Below are 26,114 nucleotides of genomic sequence, written 5' to 3'. Positions count from 1 at the left end.
TGACATGAAAAAAAATATTTTAAAATTTTTAGCTGGCTTCATTCTGATCTTCAATATGGTTTTATGGCTATCCTCCTGTTCGTCCTTTGAGAAAAGGACGGCAAGCCCAAAGAAAATGATAAAAGACATTCCCTTAAATCAAAGTAAGAATAATCAAATAATTAAGAAACGGTTGTTAGTTCTTCCTTTTATTGATAACAAAAAAATTCTTTCAGATGAAATGAGTTCAGCTATCAAAAAGGCTTTTATTCGTGAGCTAAACAAGAATGAAGATGTCATTTCATTTGATAGTCGCGATTTAAATCTGTCTGATTTAAAAATGACACCTCAAGGCTCCTATGATTTTAAGGATCTACAAAAGAAGTTAAAAGAATTTAGCGTTCACAGTGGACTCGAAGTGCAAATTCATGAATTAAAGATTAAGAAATCAGCTCCTAATAAAGGTTTAATTCGGAACATAAAAATCGAATATGAATGCTCGGTAATTGTTAAAGTCGTGAATCAAAATGGAAAAGAATTATTTAACACAATGAAGACAGTTACCTATAAAGATCAAGAGGGACTTATTGCTGGCGAAGTGTCCCCAGACACCTCGTCGCAGCTAATGGCCACTTTAGTTAAGGATGCTTTATTTGAATTTGTACCTCAGGTCGCTAAATCTCTAGAAGCTATTGTTTGGGAAGGGCGAATTGCTTCTATTCAGGGAGAGAGAATGTTTTTAAATGTTGGCAAGGTGTCTGGGCTCAGTGCAGGTGATCTCTTAAGAGTGGTGGATGAGGGAGAGGAAATTTATGATTCGGAGTCGGGGCAATTTATTGGAAAAAGCCCAGGAAGATTAAAAGGAACCCTTGAGGTTGTTAGCTTTTTTGGGCAAGACGGAGCCATTGCGATTGTCCACTCTGGTGGCGGTTTTAGAGAAAATGACAGGGTGGAGCTGTATTAGATGTTGAATCACGCTCACGCTCACGCTCACGTTAATCATCGGTTCTATCAAGTAGAATCCATTTTTCTAGGAAGGCGTGACTTTCATGAAATGGATGAATTTCAAAAAAAGAAAATAAAGGAAATAAAATCCTCAAATAGGGTCCAAATTTTTGGAATGGATTTTAATTCCACAATCACTCTCGGATTAAGAGCCAGGAGAGAGACAGATCTGGTGACAAATGAAAACCTTCCCATTGTTTCAACCGATCGAGGTGGCTTTGCCACCATTCATTCCCCTGGCCAGCTGGTCATTTATCCAATGATAGATTTAAGAAGTTTTGATCTAGGAATAAAGAAATTTATCGATATTTTATTTTCGACATCCCAGGATATATTAAAATTTTACGGAATGACTTCTTTTTTTGATATTCAGAAGCCCGGATTGTACACGGAAAAAGGGAAAATCTCTTTTGTAGGAATTAAAGTCGATCAAGGTGTGGTGAGGCATGGGATTTCCATTAATATTTCGAACGATTTAGAATTATTTAAGCTCATTCGTTCTTGCGGTATCTCTTGTCAAGCCCACGACCGTGTCGCCAATTATAATTTAAAAGCTACTTTTCCTATGGAGGATTTTTTTCAAAAATGGGTTGAAGCTTTTAAAATAAATCTTGATTTTAATATTTCTAAGTAATAATTTGTGTCATCTTTATGCGGTTTTAGCTCAGTTGGTAGAGTGCTTGCATGACATGCAAGTGGTCACAGGTTCAAGTCCTGTAAACCGCACCATTTTCGTCCGGAGACGAGGACGATGAATCTTTACCCCTACCAAACAAAAGCAACTTCGGTTCTAGGGTTCAAATATTTCTCTGGAACCATTTTTCAATTTCAACACTAATAAACACCGGACTTGAAACGACGACACAAAGTGCTAATTCAAAAAAACTTAGAGGGCTGGTTTTGAAAACTTTATTCATTGCGGGTAAATACAAAACAGCAAGATGAACTATAAATGTCATTAGGACAGTAATCCACAAAGCTTTATTTGTTCGAATTCCTAAAGTAAATAAAGAAAGTGATTCAGACCGAATTGCCATGACATGCCCCAGTTGGGTTAAAGTCAATACCGTAAAACCCATTGTTTGCCAGTGTTCAATGCCTTGATTTTTAGCCCATGCAACAATTCCAAGAGTAAGTCCTGCGGTTAGAAAACCAACCCAAACAGTATGTTGCCATAAGCCTCGGGCAAAAAGACTTTCCTTAGGCGATCTAGGAGGACGTTCCATGATATTTTTTTCCGCAAGCTCTGTGCCTAAAGCTATACCTGGAAAACCATCGGTGACTAAGTTAATCCATAAAATATGAATCGGTAACAAAGGAATTGGTAATCCTAAAAAAGGCGCCAAGAATAAAGTTAAAACTTCACCAGAATTTCCTGACAAAGCAAACCGAACAAATTTTCTTATATTATCATAAATTCGACGACCTTCTTTTATAGCAAGAACAATAGTAGCAAAATTGTCATCAAGTAAAATAATATGTGAAGCTTCTCTGGCAACATCAGTTCCACCTTTGCCCATTGAAACCCCAACATCGGCACTTCGTAAGGCTGGAGCGTCATTGACCCCGTCGCCAGTCATGGCCACGATTTCCCCACTCGATTGAAGAGCTTTCACAATATAAATTTTTTGTTCGGGGGCGACGCGGGCATAAACTTTAATGTTATGAATAATCTTCTTGAGCTCGATATCAGTTATTTTCGAAAGTTCTTGGCCGGTCATTACCAAATCCGTATCAGATGTTATGATATTAAGATCTTTTGCTATGGACTTTGCAGTTGCTGGATGATCGCCGGTAATCATAACAACATGTATTCCAGCAGATTTGCTGAGGCGAACGGCTTCTTTTGCTTCAGATCTTGGAGGATCCATCAGTGCTACTAGGCCTAGAAAAACTAAATCAGTTTCTGCATGCTCAATAGAAATTTCAGTAGTGGATAAGGGAAGTTCATTATAAGCCAGAGCTAATATGCGATAGCCTTTAGCTGCCATACTTTCTATCGCACTGGCTTGTGAATCAGCCGAAAAAGATTCACCCTTGTCTTTATTTAACCAAGTTTTGCAAAGTGGAAAAAGTTTTTCAGGAGCACCTTTTGATAAAATTAAATGACTAGATTTACTTCTATGAATAGTTGTCATCATCCCGCGATCACTAGAAAATGGCAGTTCTGCAATCCTAGGTAATTCATTTTCAAGATTCAATCTGTCAAAATCAACTTCAATTGCCGCTTGAGCTAAAGCAATTTCCGTAGGCTCGCCAAGTGCTTTTTGATTTTCATCAAAGCTAACATTATTATTAAGAGCTAAGTTTTTTAGGATATAATCCCAACTTGTATTGGGCGATATGACTTCAGGAATAGTGCAAAGAGTTTTACCGTCCAGTGAAAAATTTTGTACTTCCATGCGATTTTGTGTCAATGTGCCCGTTTTATCAGTACAGATATAGGTAACAGCACCAAGAGACTCTACGGCTGGTAATTTTCTGACCAAAGAATTGTTCCGTCCCATGGCCCTGGCCCCAAGCGCAAGAGTTACAGTGATCACAGCAGGAAGTGCTTCTGGAATTCCAGCAACGGCTAAACTTAAAGCCGTCATAAACATCAACACTGGGTCTTCGCCACGAAAAAATCCTGTGGCAAAAATAACAATGCAAATACCAATAACAACAATCGTAAGCAACTTGGCAAAGCGAGCCATTTTATTTTGCAGAGGTGTATTGACCTCGACTTCTTCTTTAAGCAGATTTGCAATTTTACCCAGCTCGGTATTCATTCCTGTGCTAACTACAATTCCTATAGCATTGCCAGAGGTGACCATTGTACCCTTGAAGGCCATATTTTTTTGATCAGCAATAGGCAGAGATTCGTGGGGAATGGCTTCTGTAGTTTTATTAATTGTATTGGATTCCCCTGTAAGACTTGATTCATCAACGCCGAGCTGAGTTGATTTTAAAATTCTTAGATCCGCTGGAATAAATTGTCCTGCCTCAAGAGCGACGATATCACCTGGGACAATTTGATAGGTGGGAATTTCAATAAACTTTCCCATTCTTTTAACCTTCGCAATGGGTGTCGAGAGTGCTTTAAGGGCTTCCATGGACCTTTCCGCGCGGTATTCTTGGATGAAACCAAGCAAAGCATTTAATATAACAATAGCAATTATAGCAATGGTATCTTCAGGCTCGCCCAGGAAAGCAGAAATGACGGCTGCAATCATTAGAATAATAACGAGCAAATCAGCGAACTGGGAAAGTAAAATTCTAAATGCACTTTTTCTTTTGAAATTATGAAGTCTATTGTCGCCATGTTTTAAAACAAGAGCTGTGACTTCAGTATCTGACAGTCCTTTTTCAATATTAGTTTTATGTGCCAGTAGAGTTTCGGTTTCAGAATTCTGATGCCAAGCTTTTCCCATATAAACACACTACCTTCTAAATCTAAGCAATTTTCATTCCATCAGAATTATTTTGTTCATAAGTTCTCGAGTTAAAGGGTCCTCTGCTTTTAATTATCTTTCGATAACGAATCGTTTTCATCGGGTTTGATTCTTTTATATAAAGTCTTTCGATCAATGCCAATTTCTTTTGCGGTCTTATCTCTAGCTCCACCATTTTTATGCACTGCAAATTCAAGATACCTATGAATAACTTCATCTAATTTCGGAAGGCAGCTGGTGTAGCGCAGAGAAAAAGTGTTTTCATTTGAAAAGAAATCCATTTTGTCGTTACTTTCATTGAGCCCCATTGCCAAAGGAATAAAATTTTCAAGAACTATTTCTTCTGTCTTGCAAAGCGCGACAGCTCTTTCTATGGTGTTCTCAAGTTCTCTGACATTGCCTCGCCATGGATTTTCCATAAGAAACTTTAGGGCCTCTTTGGAAAATAATTTAATAGGAACTTCATTTTCTAAAGAGTATTTCTTTAAGAAGAATTCTGCGAGTAAAATAATATCCTCAGGTCTTTCTCTCAAGGGTGGGATATGAATAGGGATGACATCTAGTCTGAAGAATAAATCTTCTCTGAATCGATGCTCGTCTATTTCTTGAGCTAACAATTTATGGGTGGCAGAAATAATGCGACAATTGATAGACCTGCTTTGATTCTCTCCGACGCGTTTAATTTGTTTTTCTTGTAAGACTCTTAGCAATTTAGCTTGTAGAGATAAGCTCAAGTCTCCTATTTCATCTAAAAATAATGTTCCATCCTGGGCTTCTTCGAAGAGCCCAATTCTTTTTTCTTGAGCCCCAGTAAAGGACCCTTTTGCATGGCCAAAGAGCTCAGATTCTAGAAGGTTTTCTGGAATTGCAGAACAATTGATGGCCACATAGGGGCCTTTGTTATGTTTGCTTTCTCTGTGAATAAATTTGGCAAAAATTTCTTTTCCAGTTCCACTTTCTCCTGTGATGAGAATATTTGCTGAGCTTCGAGCTACACATTTTGCAATATTCAACGAAGTAATAAATTTTGGACTTTGTCCAATAATCTTAGTTTGTTCTGTCATTGTTTCCCTTTCGGTGGTTCCAAAAATACTTAAAACGATGTATTTATTACGAGTTACCCTTGGGGCTGCTATACTAATTTATAATTGCCTTAGTATCATTTGTAACTGGTGCTAAAGGATTAGCCGGCCTTTCTATGGAAATTGGCCAATTGCTATTAGCAGTTTTTCTTGTTCTGGCTGAATTTTCTTTCTTAATATCGTTATTAAACCAGAAAAAGAATAAATGTATCGAGAATAGGTATTATGTTTAAATTAATTAACATTGACAAGCTAAATTCTGTTATAAAGAGTAGGAAATGGTTACAGACGCAAAGCTATTGAAGTAGCTTTGCTCTTTAAACTCTGGGCTTCTTGTCACAAATCTCCAAATGACATCCCATCTTTCGAGTTTAAAGCCGGTACCAAAATCAGATTCAATGACTAAAATATGTTTATGAACCCTGGGGCTTTCCTGATAAGTATTTCCATCTAAAAAGAGATTTCTTGCAACCATAAGGCCACGCACTCCAGTAAAAAGATAAAAACTTGATCCATGGGATAAATTTAAGTCTTCGGAATTGAATTTATCTCCATCTCCTGCGGAATCACGGGTAGGGCCAAAGTCATCGGGCAAATTGATGCCATATCTGAGCAAGCCGCCAAGATGAGTCTCCGTTAAAACATTTCCTATAGAGGCGCCATAATAGGGAATGAGATCAAAATATTTTTTTTGCTTTCCAAAAAGCTCTATAAATCTAGATCTATTTTGGTAGTATAGTTGAAGAGAAGGCTCGTTTTTCAATTGATTCTTCCAGCCTTGGCTTTCAGTTGTTCCAATTAAACGGTGAAAGCTATTTTGAACCTCTTCTCCTTTGGCCGCAGGGCCTACAACACCTAAATTTATTGAGAAGAATTGACTATGGCTTTTGGTTCTGAAATGAACTAAAAAGCCTAAATTTAACCATCCGGCATAGGGCCTGTCTTCTAAATTTGGATTTTTATTTACGATGTTGCTTGGTGAGTAAATTTGTTGCGCTAATGAAATGCCATAATTTGTATTTGATTTATTGAATTCTTTTCTTAAAAAATCTGACCAATTTGTTAGCTTTTTGGCCCAGTTTGGCTGTTTGTTATTTGACAGAATGTAAGAGAGTTTAAAACCATTAGTGTAAGATTGATCCGACCCAGGGCCGCCGATATTTCTTGAATCATTTTCTATATAGAAGTTGAATGTATTTCCTGACAGTGATTCGAATTCCAAACAAAACACAGGCAAGGATAAGAAAGTGATAACTACGAGTAAAAGGGATGTTTTCATTTAAGGTGGGCTTCTTGTCACCAATAGGGAAAAGAGTCACACAGATTTCCGCAACGAGTTTGATTCTCTGTGTGTCTCTCAAAAATTGGCGTAGCTATGTAATTAAGGTGCGTTTCTGTTAAGTGAATTTACATAACTCCTTGTTTCCTCTGGAGCGGTCTGCCCACTTGAGGTCAGTAAATCTAGCGCTGTTGGATCTGGAGAATACATTTTCATATTTGACTCGTTATCGACCATCATTGATGCTCCCTCAACAACAAGACCACCAAATAAGCCACGCGATCTGGAGTAGCTATAAACCTCACTGCTTAGCTGATAATCCGTTCCAGCCTGAGCATCTCTTCCCACAGGGCCAGCGGCAACAGAAATATCACCCCCAAGTGTGAAGTTGCTAACACTGAGTCTGTCGACAGCATTTTTGCTGACAAAGACCAGGACCATATCCACAGTGGCTATCCCAATCTGTAGTCCCCAGCTACCTCCGGCAACCTTTAAATAAGATGGCTGGCTCCATCCACCGTTTGTCCGACACGAGACAAGTCCACTTCCTACTCTGGCGCCGAAAACAAAGCCGCCTCGAATGACATCAGGTATCGTTGCGATACATACCGCTTTTTCTAGTAAGGTTTTTGGAATGGAGTTATCAGAAATCTTTACGACTTCATCAAGTACTTGCGAGGCTCTTAAAGACTTCTCTCTGAGGGAGCTTATCGAAGCGGAACTTCCTATAAGTGGAAAGAGTAAAGTGAGACTCAGTACAGAACTTAAAAAAGAAAATTGTCTTTTCATGGAAAACTCCTTTTGACATTTTAAAATTATTTTTAAAATTTTGTAAAGAGAGTGAGCAATTTCTTCGCCATCAAAAAAGAAGGCTGTTGCAAAATAATTAAGGTTGATGAAAATTGACGTTCAAAAAAAACCCTTAAGAGCCATTTAATCCTCGCAGTTCAAAGCAATTAAGATTTAAAGTTACTTTGATTTGATCTCAGGTAAGGTCTCTCCTTTGCAACTCATAAAGGTAATTAGAAATTCACTTCTTAAAAGAGGAAAAAATGAATAACAATAGCAAAGGAGCATATATGACATTAAATGAAAATACCATCAAAGGTAAGTGGCTAGAGATTAAAGGCGATCTTCAAAAATCTTGGGGAAAGTTAACAGATAATGAGTTAGAGCAAACAAAGGGTGACATGAAAGCCATTGGTGGGCTTATCCAGCAAAGATACGGAGAAAAAGAAGAAGTTTACGGAAAAAAGCTAAGCCATATCTTTCAGCGATTTGAGATGAAAAAAGATAAACTTACTGATGATCTAAAAAAGTCAATACACAGTTAAAATAAAAACAACAATAAAAAAAGGAGATTGTTATGGCAAATCATGCAAGTGAAACGTTAAATAAATCTGAACCGGTTGTGATGTCCTACGATGCTGGGAAAAAAATAGGAGCTATGGCTTCTGATTTTACAAATAAAACTTCAGATTATGTGAAAACAAGTCGTGATTACGTAAAGGAAAATCCAACAGCTGGAGTGGCTATCGCTGCGGCTGCTGGCGTGGTAGCTGGAAGTCTGCTGACAATGGCATTAAGAAGACGGCACTAGAAACAAATTAACTGAACTGATGGAAGAGGCCTTTTGGTCTCTTCTTATTTTGTGAGAGACGAAGATGATTAAGTACATTTTTATTATTTTATCAAGGTTGCTCAATACGATGACCGACTTTGAAGAAACTCGAAAATCTCTGAGGCAAGAGTTTTCATTAATAATGTTTCAATTACTTATAGGTGTTCTGTCTATTTCCATAATCTTCTTTTCTGTGGTGCAATTAGGGAATTATTATGAAGTTTGGTTGAGGCAGTTTGAAAATGGTTTTGTTATTGGGATTGTCAGTTTTAGTGCTTTAGTTCTGATATTTTCTGTAGTCTTGTATTTTCTCTTTTTTAGGAGCCCATTCAAAGGTCTGCTAAACCGAGATGAATTGTCAAAAGGACTCGAAAACGATCAGGTTCTAGAAAATCTGGCACTAAACTTTGCTGAGGGTTTTGTTGAGGGTTTTAAGAAACATTAGAATTCAAACTTAACTATCTGTGTTTACGAGCAAAAAAGCATCCCACCCGGTAGCCTCAGGTTCATTCCTGTGTCAAACTCTAGCGCCTAACTCTTCTGAAAAGGTGCGTGGCTCAAAATTGTTTCTCTGTTTAAATCTCGACAGGTAAAACTAGTAAAAAACAGTTTTAAAATAAACCTCTATCTATTTAACTTTACAAAGACAAAATAAGATTATCAATGGATCATAAAATAGAAAATAATTCATAATTTTTCATGAAATAGAAATTGAATTAAAATAAAGGTTGAGATTTGATTAAAAAATAGACTAGACTTAAGGATATAGAGAAAGGTGTTGGACGTGAAACTGATTGACAATCAAAAAGTGCTAAACTTAAATTTTGAGAACAAAGAAGAAGTTCTACATTCCTTACAAGAAGAAAGCGTTTCATCGACCCTAAGCCAAAGGCTTGGTTTAGAGAGTTTAGTCTATCATGAGCTAGATGATTTTCCGATAAAAACAATGAGTGAAATCGACAGGTTGTCAGATAATATTAAAATACTTTCTGGATTAAATTCTAGATTATCTTTTGTGATGAAAGAAGTTCATTACATGTTAAATATAAAAAATAAGTAAATTTATATATATAAATAAAAGTAAGAAGTTAGAGCTGCGCTGAGTCTTTTTCTTTTAAATTTTCTTCCGATAAAAAGCTTATGGTTTTACAAAGGGCGCTTTTATTTTCTTTATTTGTTTTTTCAAACTCCCAAGTGCGAGCGGAATACAGAGTCTTCCAATTAATTATCTACAGCGATTCAGAAAAGCAGGTACTTTCGAATTTAGATCCAGAGCAGTATATCAGATATTATCCAATTTTGAAGGGTGAGAAAATTAAATACACCACTACCTGGATGTGTAAGGGTAGAACTAATGGAAAAGAATATTGTCCAAACCCAAGACTTAAGCCTGAGGTTTCGGAGCAGGATTCTTTAAATAAAAAATAAATTCTGATAAGCTGAACCCATGTCGCTTGAAATAAATCGTAATCGAAAAATATACCAAGATGATTTAAGTAAAATTCAGGAAGAGTACCAGGAAAAAAAGAAAAATTTAGTTGATGCCAAAGAAAAGGAAATTAGTTCTTTAAAGAAGTTTTATGATAACAAAAAAAACGATTTGACGGAATCCCAAGACGCGGCAATTAACCATATTCAGGAAAGTCAAAGTCAGCAAGTAAATGAATTTCGAAACAAAAGACAAGCGATAGTTGAATCAGGACATAAAGAGATAAAAAGTGCCGAAGAATTGTATAACAATAAATTAACTCAGTTTCAAAACAAGAAAACGAACGAATTGAATGAAATCCAAGATAGGTATTCAAAAAAAGTAGATCAAGTAGAAGAAAAAAATAAATCAACTCTTGAGAAAACCAGAGAACAAGCTGATAGAGAGTATCAAACTTTGATTGAAAAGCACAAAGAGCAAATGAAACGCACCTCGGAGCTTAAAGAAGCAAATATTAATAATATACGCGAACAAAATGAAAAAACCGTCGTTGCCGAAAAAGAAAAAGGTAATCAAGTTATTAACGAACAAAGAGAGATCAACGAAGAGAAATATAAAAAAACTCAAGAATTTGGCCTAAAAAAAACCAGCGAAGTGGAGCTTCAACAGAAAGAAAAACAAAAAAAATTAGAAGCAGCCTATCAGAAGGAAAATGAAAAAAAAATTCAATCTTGGGAAGTCAACAATGAGCGAAAAGAAAAAGAATACGCAGAAAAAATGTTAAAAACAAAGGAAGGCAATGAACAACAATTAAAATTGCAAAACAAACACTTTGAATCTCTTTATCAAAAAAATGATCAAAATAATAATGTCTCTTTGCGAATTCAGTCAAAAAATTACGCTAAGGCCTTGGCGGATCAACACCGGGATTTTTTGAAAATTTCATCTAAATACACAGGAAAAGAGGAAGACCCTTTTTACAAAATTCAGGATCGCGGCAATGAGCTTTCTGAAGACAGTCATTTTTATGTTTTAAAAGCCTACGTTCCAGAACATGAAAAGGAAAATATTAATGTTATTGTTCAAAAAGATAAAGCAACGGTATCTACACAAAGAATGTTTAAAGAGACCCTAGATGATGCCGAAAATGGCAAAAAAGTCAGTACCCATTCAGCTCAAAGCTTAAGGGAAGAATTTAATTTTGACACTCCTATCATCTCTGAGGGGATAGCTCGGGAAAGAAGTGGTGATTATGTCTTTGTAACGATTCCGAAGTTGCAATCTTTTAGGAATCGTTCTATAAAAGGCTAATTTCTTTAAAGTCCTCATAGCTCAACAGGATAGAGCTACCGTTTCCTAAACGGTCGATAGCGGTTCAAGTCCGTTTGAGGACACCATTTTCGTCCGGAGAAAAGGACGATGGATCTTTACCCATTCCAAACAAAAGCAACTAGCAAGGCAGGACGAAGTCTCTGCCTGCGGTCGCATATAGCAAAGGATATGGGTCCGGCAAGGAATTCGCCCCACCGGTAAAGCTCACAGCGGTTTTCGCCAGAGTGATCTGGAGGAGCTAAGTAGCCCCCTTAAAAATCTTCTGGCCGACAATTTTGCAAGTGATATAAAGTCCATTACACTTATTGGACTGCGCCGCCCACTAAACATTGGGCCACATAGCCAGTTCCCTTAATCGATATCCAGGCCAATCGGTATTGACGATAGCTGGTAATCCAGGGAATAGCAAACTTGACAACAAACTTATTTGTTTCATATGTATCGAACTGATCATAACCACTGCCAGATTTTACAAAACGCAACTCTTCTGTATTGATGCCAGTACTCAAATTTTGAGAAGACTGTACAAATCGTTTGTTATCCTTAATGACTAATACAGGATTGGTTCTCTCGGAAGGCGCCAATCCATTTTGATCTTTTAAAATTCCACAATACATTTCAAAGTTGCTATTGTTTTGTTGGGAAAAACCAACGCTTGAAAATAAAAAAAACATAGCGATTCCTAGATATTTAATTTTTTTCATAATCATTCTCCTGAATGTTTTAAGGGTACCGTTCAACATTGTACGGTTGAATTTCCATAAAATAAAATTGAAGTCGGACCGTGTTCAGTTGGGAACTATATTCGAAAAGCAAAAGAACTTCATCTGTAATAGTTTGTTCTGTAAAAAATACATGTCGAACTTCTGGAAATAAACCGAATGTTTAGAAGCTTAGGTTTACACTACAAGAACCAGCTTTTAATGCAGCCTTTTTAACCGCAGCTACTTTCGACATTTCAATTTGAGACTCCGTAATGATTTCACAATCCTACCTCTAAAGTGCATAATACACTTGTAGTACTGATACAAATGTAGTACTATCTGATGGTGGATCGCCTTTTTGTTTACTCACCACTGATAGAAGAAGTTTTAGCGGAATTTGCTAATCATGATGCTTTAGCAAAACAGATCGAGGACGAAATTCTCAAGAATCCTGAGGCTGGAGATATCGTTCAAGGAACTGGCGGAATTCGTAAAATGAGACTGGCTGATCCCGGAAGAAACAAAGGAAAACGCGGTGGCCTTAGAGTCTTTTTTCTAGATCTTCCGGACAAAGAAAGAACGCATTTGATTTTTTTGCTCAGAAAAGGTGATGCTGACGATATTTCGCCAGATGAAAAACAGGTTTTAAAAGAATTAGTAGTTCGAATTAAAAAGGAGTCTTCAAAGTGAAAAAGAAAACAAAATTAGGGCAAGCTTTAATTCGAGGTCTTGAAAGTGCCGTGGCTTATGAAAAGGGCGAACTTAAATTAAAAACTGTAAAGCGAACTTTAACTGCTCCTGCTCCGACTTTTTCAAAAAGTGAGATCCGTAAGCTTCGAGATGTTCTCCATTTAACACAACAAGAATTTGCTTCGCTTTTGAATGTGGATATTGGAACTCTTCGGCACTGGGAACAAGGTCGAAGAAAGCCCAGTAGTACGACCAACAGACTCCTTCAATTGTTTCAGGAAAAACCAGATCTAGCTGAAATGCTCATCGGAGCGTAATTTTGGAGAACATTCTCCATCGGGAGAACAAGCTTTGAATACCCAAATCTGTCCTATTTAGAACAAATAGGACAATTGTTAGTGCCTTTTGTCTGAATCTCTAAAATTGACAAACGACCTATCGACGATAGGGAAGTTGGAATGTAAGCAGGGAGTAAATAGCAAAATGATCGCTTAAATATTGGCCATTTACTTTTTGATCCAAGGTAATGCCACCGTTTAAAGTTTTAAGAAACATTCTGGCCTTAGGCGAGAACCACATCCCATCAATACGGCGACTGCTATTGCTATCATCGCCGATAAACGTATTTCCAGGAAAAAAATCCAAGTAAGACATTCTTTTAAAATTAAATTGCTCTTGAGAATCTGGTGCCGAATTGAAGTCTCCTCCAATGACGTGGGCTTCATTCAAAAACCTTTGTATCAGAAAATCAATTTGCATTTGGCGGTAAGCAGAGTTTTCCATTTTATATTCCAGATGAGTATTGATATACCAAAAAGGATTCAGTTTTATGGCAATATAACCTCTTTGTAGCTCAGATGTTGGAAGTAAACCTTGATCAACGGCTAAAACATTCTGCTTAGTGATAACAACTAAATATTCATTAAATTGATTCCATGCTGGATGTGTAAATTGAGCCACTATTTTTTGTAAAGGATAGCGACGATCCATAAGGTATTTCTTAATAAATTCAATTTGGTTAAGGTTGCCATTAAAAGTAGTACAGACTTCTTGAAGCGAGATCACATCAGGAGAAAGCTCAAGAATTTTATTCAGAATTTGCTCGAATCGAAATTGCCAATTTCCTGCAAAACAATGTAGGTTCATAGAAAAAATATTCATGCTTGGATTGAGGCCTGGAGTTTGACCGATCATTTGAGCCTTTGAATTATGTGAATAAAACAAGCTCAAGATAAAAATGAAATTCAGAATTATTTTTTTCAAAATTTTTCTAATGACGCCTAAGGACGGATACCATGATTCCAAAGAAAGCTCCTTTGTTTGTTTCTTACTTACTGTTTTGATATAGGGAATTCAAGTATCATAGAATGTAATATGGTTACAACTTTTCAGTTATAAAATTGACACATCCAAGAAGAGATTCAACTCGAAAATGAGGGCTCTGAAAATGACCTTGGATATCTCCTGGGCCAACTAGAACAGTTTTACAGCCAGCTCGGAATCCAGCTTCAACATCACTATAGCGATCTCCAATCATAAAGGATTGGGACATATCAATTTTCCATTCAGCAGCGGCTTCTAGGATCATTCCTGGCATCGGTTTACGGCAAAGGCAATGATCGCTATCAACATGAAAACATATTTTGATATCATCTAAAGGGATTAATTTATGAATTTCGGAGTTGATCAGATAAACACTATCCTTAGCCACCCAACCTCTGGCGACGTCGGGTTGGTTAGTGACAGCGATAGTTAGAAAATTAAATTTTTTAAATTGGGCAAAGGCTTCAATGACTCCAGGGAAAAGCTCGAGCTCGCTGAGGACATAGGGGGCCTGGAATTTCCCATTCCTATTAATTAATTTATTAATAACCCCATCACGGTCCATAAAAATGGCTTTATTTTTCATCTATCAGTACATCCTTGGCCTTACCCTCTCATTATCCTAACAAAAAACCAACCAAATCTTAACAGTGCGGCTCTAGTAAATGGGTAAAATCTACAGTAGGGTTCTATCAAAAATTATCAAACGGAGGTTTTATTTATGTTCAGATTGAATTTTAAGCAAGTTCTCATTTTTATGAGTTTTGTTGTGGCTCTAAAAGGGCAAGCGCAAGTTGTTAAAGCCGATGGTTCCAGTACTGTTTTTCCAATCACGGAGGCTGTTGCTGAGGAGTTTCAAAAAGAATTTAAACAATATAAGGTCACTGTTGGTATCTCTGGTACAGGCGGTGGATTTAAAAAGTTTTGCCGTGGTGAAACCGATATCCAAGATGCGTCTCGACCAATTCAGTCAGAGGAGTTAGAGAACTGTAAAAAAGCGGGAATTAAGTTCTTAGAATTACCTATAGCTTACGATGCTACGGTGGTTGTAGTTAATCCTAAAAATACTTGGGTGAAAGAAATTACGGTGGAAGAATTAAAAAAAATGTGGGAACCAGCAGCTCAAGGTAAAATCACGAAATGGAATCAAGTAAATCCAAAATGGGAAGATGCCCCCATAAAGCTTTTTGGCGCTGGGTCGGATTCAGGGACTTTTGATTATTTTACAGAAGCCGTCGTGGGAAAAGCTAAATCCTCAAGAGGGGATTACAATGCCAGTGAGGATGATAACACCTTGGTTACTGGAATTTCTAAAGACAAAAATGCATTAGGATATATTCCTATGGCCTATTACTTTGAAAATAAATCAAAATTAAAAGCATTAGCTATTATAGCAAAAGATAAAAAAGGTAGCACCGTAGCTCCTGTGCTGCCCAGTCGTGAGACAGTTGAAAATGGGACTTATCAACCCTTGTCTCGGCCCATTTTTATTTATGTTAATGAGGCCTCGCTTAAAAAACCTGAAGTCAAACAATTTGCTGAGTTTTATCTTAAATCAGCAGCAGCCTTAGTTCCAAGTGTGCAATATGTTCCATTACCGACGAAGGTTTATGAAATGGTGAAAGCTCATTTAGCAAAAACTAAATTAGGAACTGTTTTTGGAGGGCATTCTGAAGTTGCTTTGAAAATTGAAGACTTATTAAAAAAAGAGAGTGTTCAATAACTGATTTATGGAATATATGGAATATCTGGGATATATGGGATATATGGAGTTTATACAATATGTGGATTATATCCCCTATATCGAATATTAAGAGGAACTATGGCAGATCTTTCAGTTTTCACATCAGCAAGCCACCCGGTGAGACGTTGGCGAAGAATCAAGGACAAAATCATTGAAAGCATTTTGTTCTTGGCCGCAGCCTCATCGGTTCTGGTGACAGTTGGTATTATTTATATTTTAGTTTCAGAGTCTTTGCCTTTTTTCAAACAGGTCAGTTTTGTCGAGTTCATTACAGATAGCGAGTGGACACCGATGTTTAGCGAACCTAAATTTGGAATCAGGCCCCTGGTTACAGGAACCTTTATGGCTACCTTTATAGCCCTCTTAGTTGCCATCCCTTTGGGCACCATCACCGCCGCCTATTTGAGTGAATACGTCAAGCCTCATATTCGAGAGATGCTTAAGCCCATTTTGGAACTCTTAGCGGCGGTGCCAAGTGTGGTCTATGGTTATTTTGCTTTGTTGTTTGTTACCCCTATTTTGCAAAAATTTATTCCTGACCTGGGTGGTTTTAGTATATTAAGCGCAGGGATTGTCATGGGGATTATGATTATTCCCTATATAAGTTCACTATCTGAAGACGCGATGAGATCTGTTCCAAAGCATCTTCGTGAGGCCTCAGCGGCTTTGGGCTCTTCCAAATTTCAAACTACTTTTAAGGTGGTGATTCCTTCGGCATTTTCTGGAATTAGTTCGGCATATATTTTAGGCATATCCAGAGCCTTGGGTGAAACCATGGTTGTGGCCATTGCCGCTGGCATGCAACCTAATCTCAGTTTTAATCCCATTGAGCCGGCTTCCACTATCACGGCTTTTATTGTCCAGGTGAGTCTTGGGGATCTACCTCATGGTTCTATTGGATTTCAATCCATTTATGTGGCAGGATTAACCCTTCTGGTTATGACTCTAACATTTAATATTCTTGGGATGTGGATTAGAAATCGATTTCAGGAGAAAGAATAGTGGACGCAATCATGGTGCCTAGTTTTAATTCGGAGCCAGCAACAAAAACTGAATCTTTAACTATAGATTTATCTCGAAATGTAAAATCGAGAAAAAGAAAAGATTTCTTTTTTGCTATGTTTGGATTGATGTCTTTGCTCTTTGCTTTAATTACCTTGCTAGCTCTTTTTATGGATTTAGCAATGACGGGTGTGCCAAGAATCAATATGGCTTTTTTCTCTGAGTTCCCTTCTCGGTTTGCTGACAAAGCCGGGATTTTATCTGCCTGGGTTGGTACTTTTGCCGTCATGATGACCACGGCATTTTGTGCGATACCTGTAGGTATTGCGGCTGGAATTTACCTTGAGGAGTATGCTCCTAAAAATATGATCACGAGGTTAATTGAGCTCAATATTATTAATCTTGCGGGCGTTCCTTCAATTACTTTTGGTTTGATGGCCTTGGGATTGTTTGTTTACAAATTAAATCTAGGTCAAAGCATTCTGACCGCAGGCATGACTTTGGGATTGCTCGTATTGCCTATCATTATCGTGACAACTCGTGAAGCGATCAGAACCATTCCTAATGTGATCCGTGAAGCTTCCTATGGTTTGGGTGCCAGTCATTGGCAAACAATTCAGCATCATATATTGCCCTATTCCAGTGGTGGGATTTTAACAGGAGTTATTATTGCTTTGTCCAGGGCCATTGGTGAAACAGCACCTTTGGTGACGATTGGAGCGTTGACCTTTATTGCTTTTTTGCCAACATCTCCTTTTACTGGTGAATTTCCATTTTTAAGTTTTAAATGGCTTGGAGATTCCTTTACGGTGATGCCTATTCAAATGTTCAATTGGATTTCCAGGCCTCAATCAGAATTCCATGTGAATGCGGCGGCGACAGGAGTGGTTTTGCTATTGATGACCCTGGTTATGAATGGAATTGCAATTTATATTCGGTATCGTTTTAGAAGAAAGATGAATTGGTAGGCATGACAAATACATTTCAAACTCCAGAAAACTGCGAAACTAAGTTTACCTTATCTCCAAATAAAGAATTTCTTCGTGCTAAGGTGAGTCACCTTTCATTTAAGTACAACCCTCAAGATAAAAAAATATTAAATAATGTTTCCATGCCTATTTTTGATAAAAAAATTACGGCCCTGATTGGCCCTTCCGGTTGTGGCAAAACCACCATGTTGAGATGTTTTAATAGAATGCATGATCTCTATAATACAACTACCTACGAGGGGGATATCCTTTTGTATCCTGAGGGGAAGAACATTTTAAGTTCTGAGATAGATCCCATGGAAGTGCGAATGCGCATTGGTATGGTCTTTCAAAAACCAAATCCCTTTCCGAAATCAATTTATGATAATGTGGCCTACGGATTAAAAGTGAGAGGCATAAAAAAGAAATCTTTTATTGATGACAAAATTGAAAAAAGTCTTTCCCAGGCAGGTCTATGGGCCGAGGTCAAGGACCGTTTGCAATCTCAAGCAACGGCGCTTTCTGGAGGACAACAGCAGCGGCTTTGTATTGCCAGGGCATTAGCTACAGATCCAGAGATTTTACTTTTAGATGAACCAACAAGTGCCTTGGACCCTATTTCTACAGCTCATATTGAAGAGCTTATTGTGGAAATAAAACAAGATGTGACAATTCTTATTGTCACTCATAATTTGCACCAAGCCGCTCGCTGTGCTGATTACACGTCCTTTATGTTTTTGGGAGACTTAATTGAGTTTGGCCCCAGTGAGCAAATCTTTACCAAGCCCCAAGATAAGCGCACTGAAAACTATATTACCGGACGTTTTGGTTAGAGCGCCTTGAATTTACACTCGGTGATAATCATCCTGATATCTATGAATATCGTCTTCGCCTAGATAGGTTCCTAATTGAACTTCGATAAACTCAATGACCTCAGTCCCGGTGTTTCTTATTCTGTGTTTGGCCTTTAAAGGGATTTTGACATAGCTTCCCCTTTGAATGGGAATAATTTCTTCATTCAGAATAATCTCGCCCTTACCCTGGGTGATAATCCAGTGCTCTTCACGATGGTCATGGGATTGGTAGGATATTTGTTGGTTTGGAAGAACATGGATGACCTTTGATTTAAAATGATTCTCTTCTCTTAAGACTTCGTAGCGTCCCCAGGGGCGATCTTCAAAAGTATGTTCCCTGACAACCTTGTGGTTTAACTCTTTAAGCTGATTAACAATAGTCTTTACTTCCTGAGTGAGTCCTTTTTGAGATATCAATAAGGCATCGGCAGTGTCCACGATGATTAAATTATGAATTCCAATGGTCGCATAAATTTTTTGTTTGAGTCCATGGATATAATTGTTTGATGAAATAACTTCAACAGGAAGGAATTCAGGCTGTGTGTTCTTAAATAGCCCACTGACGGCATCCCAGGAGCCCACATCGCTCCATCCTAAATCACAGGGGATGCATTTTAACTTTCCATCTTGAATTTTTTCCATAATGGCATAATCAATAGAAATATTAGGAAACTGAGAATAAACTTCATTCAAACCAAATTGAGAAGAGTTCGCCAGATGGTTTGAATTTATTTGAGTAGCCACATTCCAAACCTCGGGAGAGAGAGTCTTGAATAAGTCGATCATGGTGGCTACTTTGAAAATAAATATTCCTGCATTCCAAAAATGAGTTCCCGATTTTAAAAATTGAGTCGCTAGTTGAAGTTGTGGTTTTTCAAAAAAACGAAGAACCGGATGGGCCTCATTCAAATTTTGTGAATTAGTTTGGATGTATCCGTAGCCTGTTGAAGGGAAAGTAGGCTTGATACCCAGAGTAACAACAAATCCTTTGGAGGCCTCTTTTTCTGCGAGGGCGACAATTTTTAAAAATTGAAGCTCATCTTCAATCAAATGATCGGAAGGGAAAATAGCAACGATTTCATTGGTTTTATTTTGCAATTCCAAATAGCGGCAGAGGTAGGCTATGGCCGGAGCTGTGTTTTGAGCAATAGGTTCGTATAAAGCTTTTGCAGTGGATCCGGTTTTTTTTATATTTTGCTCTGTTAAGCTTTTCAGCTCTTCATGGGTAAGGACCAAGGGGGCCCCTAGCTTTTCAGCTCTTTGAATGCTCAGATTTTGCAAAGAATTATCAAATAAATCACAAAACTGTTTTGGCATTTTGACACGAGAGACGGGCCATAGGCGAGTGCCACTTCCTCCAGATAGAATGACGGGTATCATGATTCCTCCTTGGTTTGACTTTTCAAACGCGCTTTTAACGATAAATTATATTTTGATATCAGTGAAAATGTTAAAGCAACAAAAAATAAATAAACCAATCTGACCTTAGATCTTTCAAAATTACATTCAGTAAAAGCTCCAAGATGAAAGCTGACTTGGGCCGCCAGAGAGCCTAGAAATAAGGGATTCTGGGTCCTTTGGTAAAATTTTAGAGTCAGAAAAAGAACAGAGAGGATAAAGCATAAATAAAATAAGAATCCAATAAATCCTGTGTTGGATAAGGCCTGAAGATATTGATTGTGAGCATGACTTTGAAAATGATCAGAAGGGACTCCTAGCTGTTGAAAGTAATTGGGAAGAAAGTTTTTGTAGTCCCCATGGCCAACGCCAAACCATGGATGATCTAGGAACATGGCCCAATTGGTTTTCCATAAAACAAGACGTTCACTATCGTAATTTTCGCTGGGGTGAAAGGCCTGAAAAATTCTTTCACGGAAGGAGCTCCAAAAAATCATTAAGGAAGTAAAAAGGAAGGTCACGCCGCTGAGAACAAACACGCCCACTTTCCTATGGGTAAGGAAGGAAATAAGAAGAAAGGCCATGGTGACACCAATCCAAGCACCCCGAGTCAGTGAAAGCAGAATAGATAAAGAAATGAGGATCCAGGTGAGAAAAAATAAATTCTCGCCAGACTTCAGTTTCTTCCAAAAAGGAAGATAAAATGATTTGAACTCCATGGATTTTGTAGAGCTTAAACAAAAGGCAGCAAGAAGTCCACAGTACATTCCATAAATGTGGGCAAAGTTCATAGGGTCATCAAAAGGCCCGCCAAAACGACGGCCGTGGGTCAGTGGTTCTTGCTTGAAGAGATCAAAATTAAACACATAGCCAATGGCACCATAGACAAAACAAATGCACAAAGTGATAAAAAAAGGTTGAAATTGGTGAATTAGACTTTTTAAGGAAGTCGTTGTCAAAGGAAGTGTTGCTAAATGAATCCACTCTAACTTTTGGAGAAACCAATAAAGAGAATAAAGATTTAAGATCCATTTCCATTCTGAAAAAAGAACGAGAAAGGACGAACTATCTCTTAGGCCAATGGCAACCACTACCAACCAGAAAAAGAAAAAAAACTCCCAAAAATAAAGGTTATTGTTTTTACTAAAACTAGGTAGACGAACCCATGGTATCTGCTTTTTTCTAATTTCCCAAAGAGAAACAAGCAGGACGACAACAGAAAAAAAATCCATGAGGGATTGAGATATCAGCGTGCTGCCAAGAAACAAGAAAAAAACATAGTTCAAGATGAGTACCCTCAGTCATTTTTAGTCTGACAAACCTACCTTTTCTGCAGGATACTGGCAAGTGGATAAATTGGGTTTAAAATGTCATTTTTTATGACACTCAAGTCTTAGACTTAAGAAATGAACTTAAAAACCGATGCCTTCTCATGTTCATTTCAAACAGGTTTAACATCATTCGCCTTATCGGAGAGGGGATTTCTTCTCATGTTTATGAAGCCATAGATAAAAATGAAAAACGAGTCGCGCTTAAAATTTTGAAGCCACACTTAATTAGTGATGAGCTGAGTGTACTTCGCTTTAAAAAGGAAATTGAAATCACTCAAGGTTTGGATCATCCAGGAATCGTAAAAATCTGGGAATTATTCGAAGAGAATGGCCAGCTGGGACTTGTGATGGAATATATTGAAGGAATTAATTTATATGATCAGCTAAAATTAGAGAAAATTTTTTCTTTAAGTGATTTCACTTTAATTTTTAAACAATTACTTGGGATCTTCAGATATTGTCACAGCCGCGGTATCATCCATCGCGATATAAAAACTTTAAACATTTTTGTTAATTTAGGACAGGTTACTGTCATTGATTTTGGAATTTCAAAGATCACCGCTGTTTCTGATTTGACTCATGCCGGAACTACCCTGGGAACTCCTGAATATATGGCCCCAGAGCTCTTTGCTGCCAGTCATTATGATCCTCGGTCTGACATTTATGCTCTCGGAGTTGTCGCCTATGAAATTTTAGCTGGGCACTTGCCATTTCAAGCAGAGAATTTGGTTTTGCTTTACGAAAAAAAGATTCAATCAGTGCCAAAATCAATCAGATCTTTTCGTTCTGAGGTGCCAGAATGGCTTGAAAAAATTATTAGTAAGATGCTTGAGAGTTCACCACTAGACCGATATCAGACGATTGCAGAAATTGAATTTGATTTCCAATCGGAGCATTTTTTCGAATTGCCAAAAGGTCATTTTCAAGAAACTCTCTGTTTAAAATGTTATGGTAAGACACCAATTCTTTTCTCTACCTGTTTGTGTTGTGGATTTAGCTTGTTAGATCATCAAGAAAAGGATCCAAAAAAAGTTGAACATAAAACTAAGGAGCTTTGGGTAAGTCCAAGCTCCCCCAAGCAAAAAACTCGTGAGTATCTAAAGTGGATAGGCAGCCCTAACCGCTCTCCGACCATCTTTAAATGGGGGCGACTGCTTTTCAACAATGTCCCTGCTTCTATGGCTTCTTTAATTAAATTTCAAGCCAAAAAAATGGGAGTTATTTTAGACGAGACAGAAATTTCATTTCAAGTCTGGTTGAAGCAAAACTTTATGTTTCTTATCAGTGGTGTTCTCTTAAATTTAATTCTTTTTTTTGCAATTGAATCGATATTGAATGAGGGAGTTATTCCGTCAAGATACCCGTCTAGGTGGATTTTTATTGGGTGTTATGTCTATTGGGTAAAAAAGTTATTTACGGTTTTAAAGAAGCCATTTCCACTTGAGAGTTTTAAGAATTCAATTGGCTTTATATTTTATGGAACCACTTTACATCTTTTGGCATTCTTCGTAGTTAGTGAAATTTATAGTAAGGCAAAGTTAGCTTCCCAACAAATGTATTATGCAGAGACGGGGAGTAATTCAATGCAAGGTATTTTTTTAGAAGGGTTCCTTTATGCTTTGAAAAATTTCTTTAAAACCTGGGTCATCGGAACCTATCCGATGGGATTGTTTATTGCTTTTGGTTATATTGCTTTTGGTTTCGTTTGGGTGGTCAGATTGTATAATATGTTGAGAGTTCCCCTGATTTCAGATTGGAAAAAGTCTTTTTTCAATGAGAATAACGATCTGAGCCCAATAGAGAAGGGTCTACAAAAAATTCGTTACTTGTCCCAGAAAGAAACCAGAGATTGGGCCCAAAAAATAATCATTAATTTTCTGACCCTATGGGGAAAGTCTTTTAAGGGCCGAACTGAGTTATTAAAGCAGTTAGTCCCGTTAGTAAATTCAAGCATAGAAATGATTTGCGTGCTGGATCTGATAAAAAAACAGTTGGAGGAAAAAACTCTTTTGGTGAATTCTACGGGAATGGATAGAGGTCAGGATCTATTGCGATTAGAAGACATGCAGATGAGAGTCGTTCAAAACTTGATCTTAATGGATTCAACCATCTCTAGAGTGATTTATGAATTCCAGGATGAAAATGCAGTGAGCACAAAGATCTCTTTTGATTCGCTTATTTCTGAATCAAAAGAGATCAGGAATGTTTTCGAAAGCACTTCGGAGCTACAACATTTATCGAGGACGGCATGAGGTTTTCCAACGCATGAAATTAGCCAATAGATATCACGTCTTAAAAGAACTGGGGCGTGGTCATACTTCGATTGTTTATGAAGCCATGGATGAAGTAACGAAACAGATAGTGGCGCTGAAAACTTTTGATCCATTGATTAATCAAGATCTCACTCAAGTTGAACGGTTTAAACGTGAGGCTGAGATTCTATCCCAGATGAATCATCCACATATTATCAAGATTTTTAATTCTTATCTCTCTCCTGAATCGGGGATGGTGGAAGGTGACGCAAAATTTTTGGTCATTGAAAAATTTGATGGAGAAAATTTAAAATCTCTGATTGCTAGATCAGGAATTCTTTCGTGGTCATCTATAGATAAAATCACCAGCCAAATTTTAGACACGCTAATTTGTTGTCATGAAAAGGGAGTTGTTCATCGCGATTTGAAACCTCAAAATATTTTAGTCAATCAAAGCTTAGACATTCGACTGTTAGATTTTGGAATTTCACGAATGACGACAATGGATGATCTTACCAAAACAGGGACTATTCTGGGAACACCGGAATATTTAGCTCCGGAATGTTTTTCTTCTTCCCATGTGGATCTTCGAGCGGATGTGTATTCCTTGGGCTGCGTTTTATATGAGATGATTTCATCACGGTCGCCGTTTCATTCGTCTAGTTTGCATCAAATTTTTAGTCGAAAAATTAAAGGTGAAATTAAAGAATTGAAGGAATTGCGTCCAGATACGCCTACGGTATGGTTAAATTTAGTACAAAAATGTCTCCATGTCGACCCGGATTATCGTTATCAAAATATTCGAGAGATCCAAGAAGACTTTCTAAGTAAAAAACAGATTAACGTATTCAATAAGACAGAAGCACCTGTTTGTTTGAATTGTAAAACCCATTTTTTACTGGGAGCTAATTTTTGCTATAACTGTGGAAAAATGTCTTTGGAGTCATTGAGTCCTGGAGTGGCCTCTTTGATTATAAAGTCCTTTGATAACACCGAAGTCATGAAAAAAGTTTTATTTCGATTGTACCCTCAAATAAACAATGTGGAACTAGAAAAAAAACTTCAGAAATTACCTGTATTATTGGTGAAAAACGTAGATCCCAAGTCAGCAATGGTGTTGAAGAACGAGTTTTTAGCTTACCCCGTGGAAATTCAAATTACGAATAAGTTACCCACAGAATTTCAGCTACCACAAATGTATTTTCTTCTTGCACTTTTTCTATTTTTGCCCATTTTTGTTTTTGAAGTCAGTCTCGTTGTTAAAATTTTTATCGTTTTGCTTTGTGAGGTTGGTCTCTATGCCTTTTACTTAAAAAGAACGATTCCGCTGATTTCAAGTTTTAATCGCAAGTTGAAACCTAATTCTGATCTTGATCTGTCGCGCATGTTATTAAAGCTTCCAGAAATAAAAGATCAGAAGTTAAGAGCCATTTTAGGTCAAATACTCTTGAATCAGGTGAAAACGATCGAGACTTTAGTCGGCACTCATTCGGAAATGACAAAGGAGCTGGTTAGTTTCACCGAAAAACTTCTGGATCTTTCTCTCTCTCGAAATTTTGTTTTTGAACGGTTGCAAAATGAAGATCTTGTTGGGCTTAAGAAAAAAATGGAATCACTGGCCGTTCAAATAAAAAATGAAAAGGATTTTATAAAGCTGGAAGGACTTATTCATGAAAAAGGAAAAACGACGAGCCTTTATTATGATTACCGTAGGTTGCGAGAAGAAAATCAGGACTTTTACAACTTTTTGTTAAATTATTTAAGTGAAATGGATCTTCAAAAAAAGTCTATAAAGTCCTGGACGCAGAATTTAGAATTTTTTGGGGACCCATTAAATCGTAAAGCAGGATAGGGTTAAGTATTTTAAGAAGAAACCGATGAAGTCGCAGGGGTGAGGCTTAGGCGTCACTCTTGATGAAGTTGTATCATGCTATGAAAAGGGGAGAGATTATGGATCGCTTAACTCAATTACTATCTCGGATATGGAATATTGTTCTTGGTAGGACAGAAATGTTTACCGAAGGCATGGAAACCCCGGAAGACAAAGTAAAAAATTATCTTTCTAAATTAAATAGTGAAATGAATGAATTAAAGGCGACGACGGTTCGGGTCATTGCTGATGAGAAAAAACTGAAGCTCCAGGTGACAGAGCTGTTGCTTGAAGCCAAAGATTGGGAAAACAAAGCGGTCTTGGCCTTAGAACACAAAAATGAAATATTGGCACAACAGGCAGTAGAAAAGCGGGATCAAGTTCAAGCTAAAGCCTTGGCACTTAAAAGTGAATGGGATAAACAAAAGGAGATCGTTGAAAAGTTCAAAGCCCAGCTGGAGCAAACCCAAGAAACCATTGAAAAAAGGAAACGAGAATATAACATCGTTTTGACTCAATACAAAACAGCCCAAACACAAAAAAATATTACAGATATCATTGCCAATCAATCAAAGTCTTCAGAACTGATGGATTCCCTCAAAGACAAGGTGATAGAGCTTCAGGCCCAAACAGAAGCAACGAGTTCCTTGTCAAACTCAGGCAGTCTTAACGATGAATTTGATAAGTTGATAAAATCTAAAAAGTCTTCAGTCGCATTGGAAGATCTTAAAAAACGCGTGGGTTACCATTCAACAATTGAAAGTGACACGCTCAAGGACGTTACTGTTAAAAAAGTAGGGAGCTAGTAACGCGAGAT

Annotated in this window: 27 protein-coding genes and 2 tRNA genes; 20 read left to right on the top strand and 9 right to left on the bottom strand. The window is 37.5% G+C overall.

The features are described 5' to 3' along the window. The first annotated feature begins 4 nt into the window (after positions 1-4). From J0M15_09430 to J0M15_09420, 3 genes are all read left to right on the top strand, one after another. Positions 5-943, top strand: a complete 939-nt coding sequence (locus tag J0M15_09430; protein MBN8537263.1) for a hypothetical protein — start codon at positions 5-7, stop codon at positions 941-943. After that, on the top strand, positions 944-1,618 hold the full coding sequence (gene lipB, locus J0M15_09425; GenBank protein ID MBN8537262.1) for a lipoyl(octanoyl) transferase LipB: 675 nt from the start codon (positions 944-946) through the stop codon (positions 1,616-1,618). Positions 1,619-1,637: 19 nt separating this feature from the next. Continuing rightward, positions 1,638-1,713, top strand: a tRNA-Val gene (locus tag J0M15_09420). Positions 1,714-1,781: 68 nt separating this feature from the next. On the opposite strand, the gene J0M15_09415 is transcribed toward J0M15_09420, so the two are convergent. Both J0M15_09415 and J0M15_09410 read right to left on the bottom strand, forming a co-directional pair. Further along, on the bottom strand, positions 1,782-4,397 hold the full coding sequence (locus tag J0M15_09415; GenBank protein ID MBN8537261.1) for a cation-translocating P-type ATPase: 2,616 nt from the start codon (positions 4,395-4,397) through the stop codon (positions 1,782-1,784). Positions 4,398-4,486: 89 nt separating this feature from the next. Beyond that, positions 4,487-5,482, bottom strand: a complete 996-nt coding sequence (locus J0M15_09410) for a sigma-54-dependent Fis family transcriptional regulator (GenBank protein ID MBN8537260.1) — start codon at positions 5,480-5,482, stop codon at positions 4,487-4,489. Between the two features lie 80 nt (positions 5,483-5,562). Between J0M15_09410 and J0M15_09405 the strand changes: the two genes are divergently transcribed. After that, positions 5,563-5,733, top strand: a complete 171-nt coding sequence (locus tag J0M15_09405; GenBank protein ID MBN8537259.1) for a DUF1328 domain-containing protein — start codon at positions 5,563-5,565, stop codon at positions 5,731-5,733. Between the two features lie 29 nt (positions 5,734-5,762). Here J0M15_09405 and J0M15_09400 read toward each other — a convergent pair whose 3' ends face one another. Both J0M15_09400 and J0M15_09395 read right to left on the bottom strand, forming a co-directional pair. Continuing rightward, positions 5,763-6,779 (bottom strand): lipid A deacylase LpxR family protein, encoded by a 1,017-nt coding sequence (locus J0M15_09400; GenBank protein MBN8537258.1) that lies wholly within the window; start codon positions 6,777-6,779, stop codon positions 5,763-5,765. A 102-nt stretch (positions 6,780-6,881) separates the two neighbouring features. Then, a complete protein-coding gene (locus J0M15_09395) occupies positions 6,882-7,568 on the bottom strand; it encodes a lipid-binding SYLF domain-containing protein (GenBank protein ID MBN8537257.1) in 687 nt (228 codons plus the stop codon). Between the two features lie 290 nt (positions 7,569-7,858). Between J0M15_09395 and J0M15_09390 the strand changes: the two genes are divergently transcribed. From J0M15_09390 to J0M15_09360, 7 genes are all read left to right on the top strand, one after another. Then, a complete protein-coding gene (locus J0M15_09390) occupies positions 7,859-8,113 on the top strand; it encodes a CsbD family protein (protein ID MBN8537256.1) in 255 nt (84 codons plus the stop codon). A 32-nt stretch (positions 8,114-8,145) separates the two neighbouring features. Then, on the top strand, positions 8,146-8,379 hold the full coding sequence (locus J0M15_09385) for a hypothetical protein (protein MBN8537255.1): 234 nt from the start codon (positions 8,146-8,148) through the stop codon (positions 8,377-8,379). A gap of 64 nt (positions 8,380-8,443) precedes the next feature. Continuing rightward, the gene (locus J0M15_09380) at positions 8,444-8,845 is read left to right on the top strand and encodes a hypothetical protein (protein ID MBN8537254.1); all 402 of its coding nucleotides are present in this window, start codon (positions 8,444-8,446) and stop codon (positions 8,843-8,845) included. Between the two features lie 339 nt (positions 8,846-9,184). Continuing rightward, positions 9,185-9,460 carry a hypothetical protein gene (locus J0M15_09375; protein ID MBN8537253.1) on the top strand — a complete coding sequence of 92 codons (276 nt, stop codon included), beginning with the start codon at positions 9,185-9,187 and terminating at the stop codon, positions 9,458-9,460. A gap of 80 nt (positions 9,461-9,540) precedes the next feature. After that, on the top strand, positions 9,541-9,828 hold the full coding sequence (locus J0M15_09370; GenBank protein ID MBN8537252.1) for a hypothetical protein: 288 nt from the start codon (positions 9,541-9,543) through the stop codon (positions 9,826-9,828). A 19-nt stretch (positions 9,829-9,847) separates the two neighbouring features. Continuing rightward, positions 9,848-11,140: a hypothetical protein gene (locus J0M15_09365; protein MBN8537251.1), complete on the top strand. Its 1,293-nt coding sequence runs from the start codon at positions 9,848-9,850 to the stop codon at positions 11,138-11,140. 10 nt (positions 11,141-11,150) lie between these two features. Continuing rightward, a tRNA-Arg gene (locus J0M15_09360) sits at positions 11,151-11,226 on the top strand. Between the two features lie 237 nt (positions 11,227-11,463). Here J0M15_09360 and J0M15_09355 read toward each other — a convergent pair. After that, a complete protein-coding gene (locus tag J0M15_09355; protein MBN8537250.1) occupies positions 11,464-11,865 on the bottom strand; it encodes a hypothetical protein in 402 nt (133 codons plus the stop codon). Between the two features lie 342 nt (positions 11,866-12,207). Here J0M15_09355 and J0M15_09350 point away from each other — a divergent pair, with 342 nt between their 5' ends. Then, on the top strand, positions 12,208-12,555 hold the full coding sequence (locus J0M15_09350) for a type II toxin-antitoxin system RelE/ParE family toxin (protein ID MBN8537249.1): 348 nt from the start codon (positions 12,208-12,210) through the stop codon (positions 12,553-12,555). Then, positions 12,552-12,872, top strand: a complete 321-nt coding sequence (locus J0M15_09345) for a type II toxin-antitoxin system MqsA family antitoxin (protein MBN8537248.1) — start codon at positions 12,552-12,554, stop codon at positions 12,870-12,872. Before J0M15_09350 ends, J0M15_09345 begins: the two co-directional genes overlap by 4 nt. Positions 12,873-12,990: 118 nt before the next feature. On the opposite strand, the gene J0M15_09340 is transcribed toward J0M15_09345, so the two are convergent. Further along, positions 12,991-13,860, bottom strand: a complete 870-nt coding sequence (locus J0M15_09340; protein MBN8537247.1) for a hypothetical protein — start codon at positions 13,858-13,860, stop codon at positions 12,991-12,993. A gap of 73 nt (positions 13,861-13,933) precedes the next feature. Next, positions 13,934-14,464, bottom strand: a complete 531-nt coding sequence (locus J0M15_09335) for an HAD family hydrolase (GenBank protein MBN8537246.1) — start codon at positions 14,462-14,464, stop codon at positions 13,934-13,936. A gap of 135 nt (positions 14,465-14,599) precedes the next feature. On the opposite strand from J0M15_09335, the gene J0M15_09330 reads away from it, so the two are divergent. The 4 genes from J0M15_09330 to pstB all read left to right on the top strand — a co-directional run bounded on the left by J0M15_09330 (position 14,600) and on the right by pstB (position 18,425). Then, complete coding sequence (locus J0M15_09330; GenBank protein MBN8537245.1) at positions 14,600-15,601, top strand: PstS family phosphate ABC transporter substrate-binding protein; 1,002 nt, start codon at positions 14,600-14,602, stop codon at positions 15,599-15,601. A gap of 99 nt (positions 15,602-15,700) precedes the next feature. Then, positions 15,701-16,624, top strand: coding sequence for a phosphate ABC transporter permease subunit PstC (gene pstC, locus J0M15_09325; protein MBN8537244.1), 924 nt, complete (start codon positions 15,701-15,703; stop codon positions 16,622-16,624). A gap of 11 nt (positions 16,625-16,635) precedes the next feature. Further along, a complete protein-coding gene (gene pstA, locus J0M15_09320; GenBank protein ID MBN8537243.1) occupies positions 16,636-17,592 on the top strand; it encodes a phosphate ABC transporter permease PstA in 957 nt (318 codons plus the stop codon). A gap of 2 nt (positions 17,593-17,594) precedes the next feature. Next, on the top strand, positions 17,595-18,425 hold the full coding sequence (gene pstB, locus J0M15_09315; protein ID MBN8537242.1) for a phosphate ABC transporter ATP-binding protein: 831 nt from the start codon (positions 17,595-17,597) through the stop codon (positions 18,423-18,425). A gap of 12 nt (positions 18,426-18,437) precedes the next feature. On the opposite strand, the gene J0M15_09310 is transcribed toward pstB, so the two are convergent. Both J0M15_09310 and J0M15_09305 read right to left on the bottom strand, forming a co-directional pair. Then, on the bottom strand, positions 18,438-19,826 hold the full coding sequence (locus J0M15_09310) for a mannose-1-phosphate guanylyltransferase/mannose-6-phosphate isomerase (GenBank protein ID MBN8537241.1): 1,389 nt from the start codon (positions 19,824-19,826) through the stop codon (positions 18,438-18,440). Then, entirely contained in the window at positions 19,823-21,130 is a 1,308-nt protein-coding gene (locus J0M15_09305; GenBank protein MBN8537240.1) for an O-antigen ligase family protein, read from the bottom strand. Before J0M15_09305 ends, J0M15_09310 begins: the two co-directional genes overlap by 4 nt. A gap of 146 nt (positions 21,131-21,276) precedes the next feature. Here J0M15_09305 and J0M15_09300 point away from each other — a divergent pair, with 146 nt between their 5' ends. The 3 genes from J0M15_09300 to J0M15_09290 all read left to right on the top strand — a co-directional run bounded on the left by J0M15_09300 (position 21,277) and on the right by J0M15_09290 (position 26,103). After that, positions 21,277-23,427, top strand: a complete 2,151-nt coding sequence (locus J0M15_09300) for a serine/threonine protein kinase (protein ID MBN8537239.1) — start codon at positions 21,277-21,279, stop codon at positions 23,425-23,427. 13 nt (positions 23,428-23,440) lie between these two features. Beyond that, a complete protein-coding gene (locus J0M15_09295; protein MBN8537238.1) occupies positions 23,441-25,279 on the top strand; it encodes a serine/threonine protein kinase in 1,839 nt (612 codons plus the stop codon). 98 nt (positions 25,280-25,377) lie between these two features. Beyond that, the gene (locus J0M15_09290) at positions 25,378-26,103 is read left to right on the top strand and encodes a PspA/IM30 family protein (GenBank protein ID MBN8537237.1); all 726 of its coding nucleotides are present in this window, start codon (positions 25,378-25,380) and stop codon (positions 26,101-26,103) included. Positions 26,104-26,114 lie beyond the last annotated feature (11 nt).

This window comes from Deltaproteobacteria bacterium, from assembly GCA_017302835.1.
Lineage (GTDB): Bacteria > Bdellovibrionota > Bdellovibrionia > Bdellovibrionales > Bdellovibrionaceae > UBA2316.
This window is presented reverse-complemented; position numbering and strand designations above follow the sequence as displayed.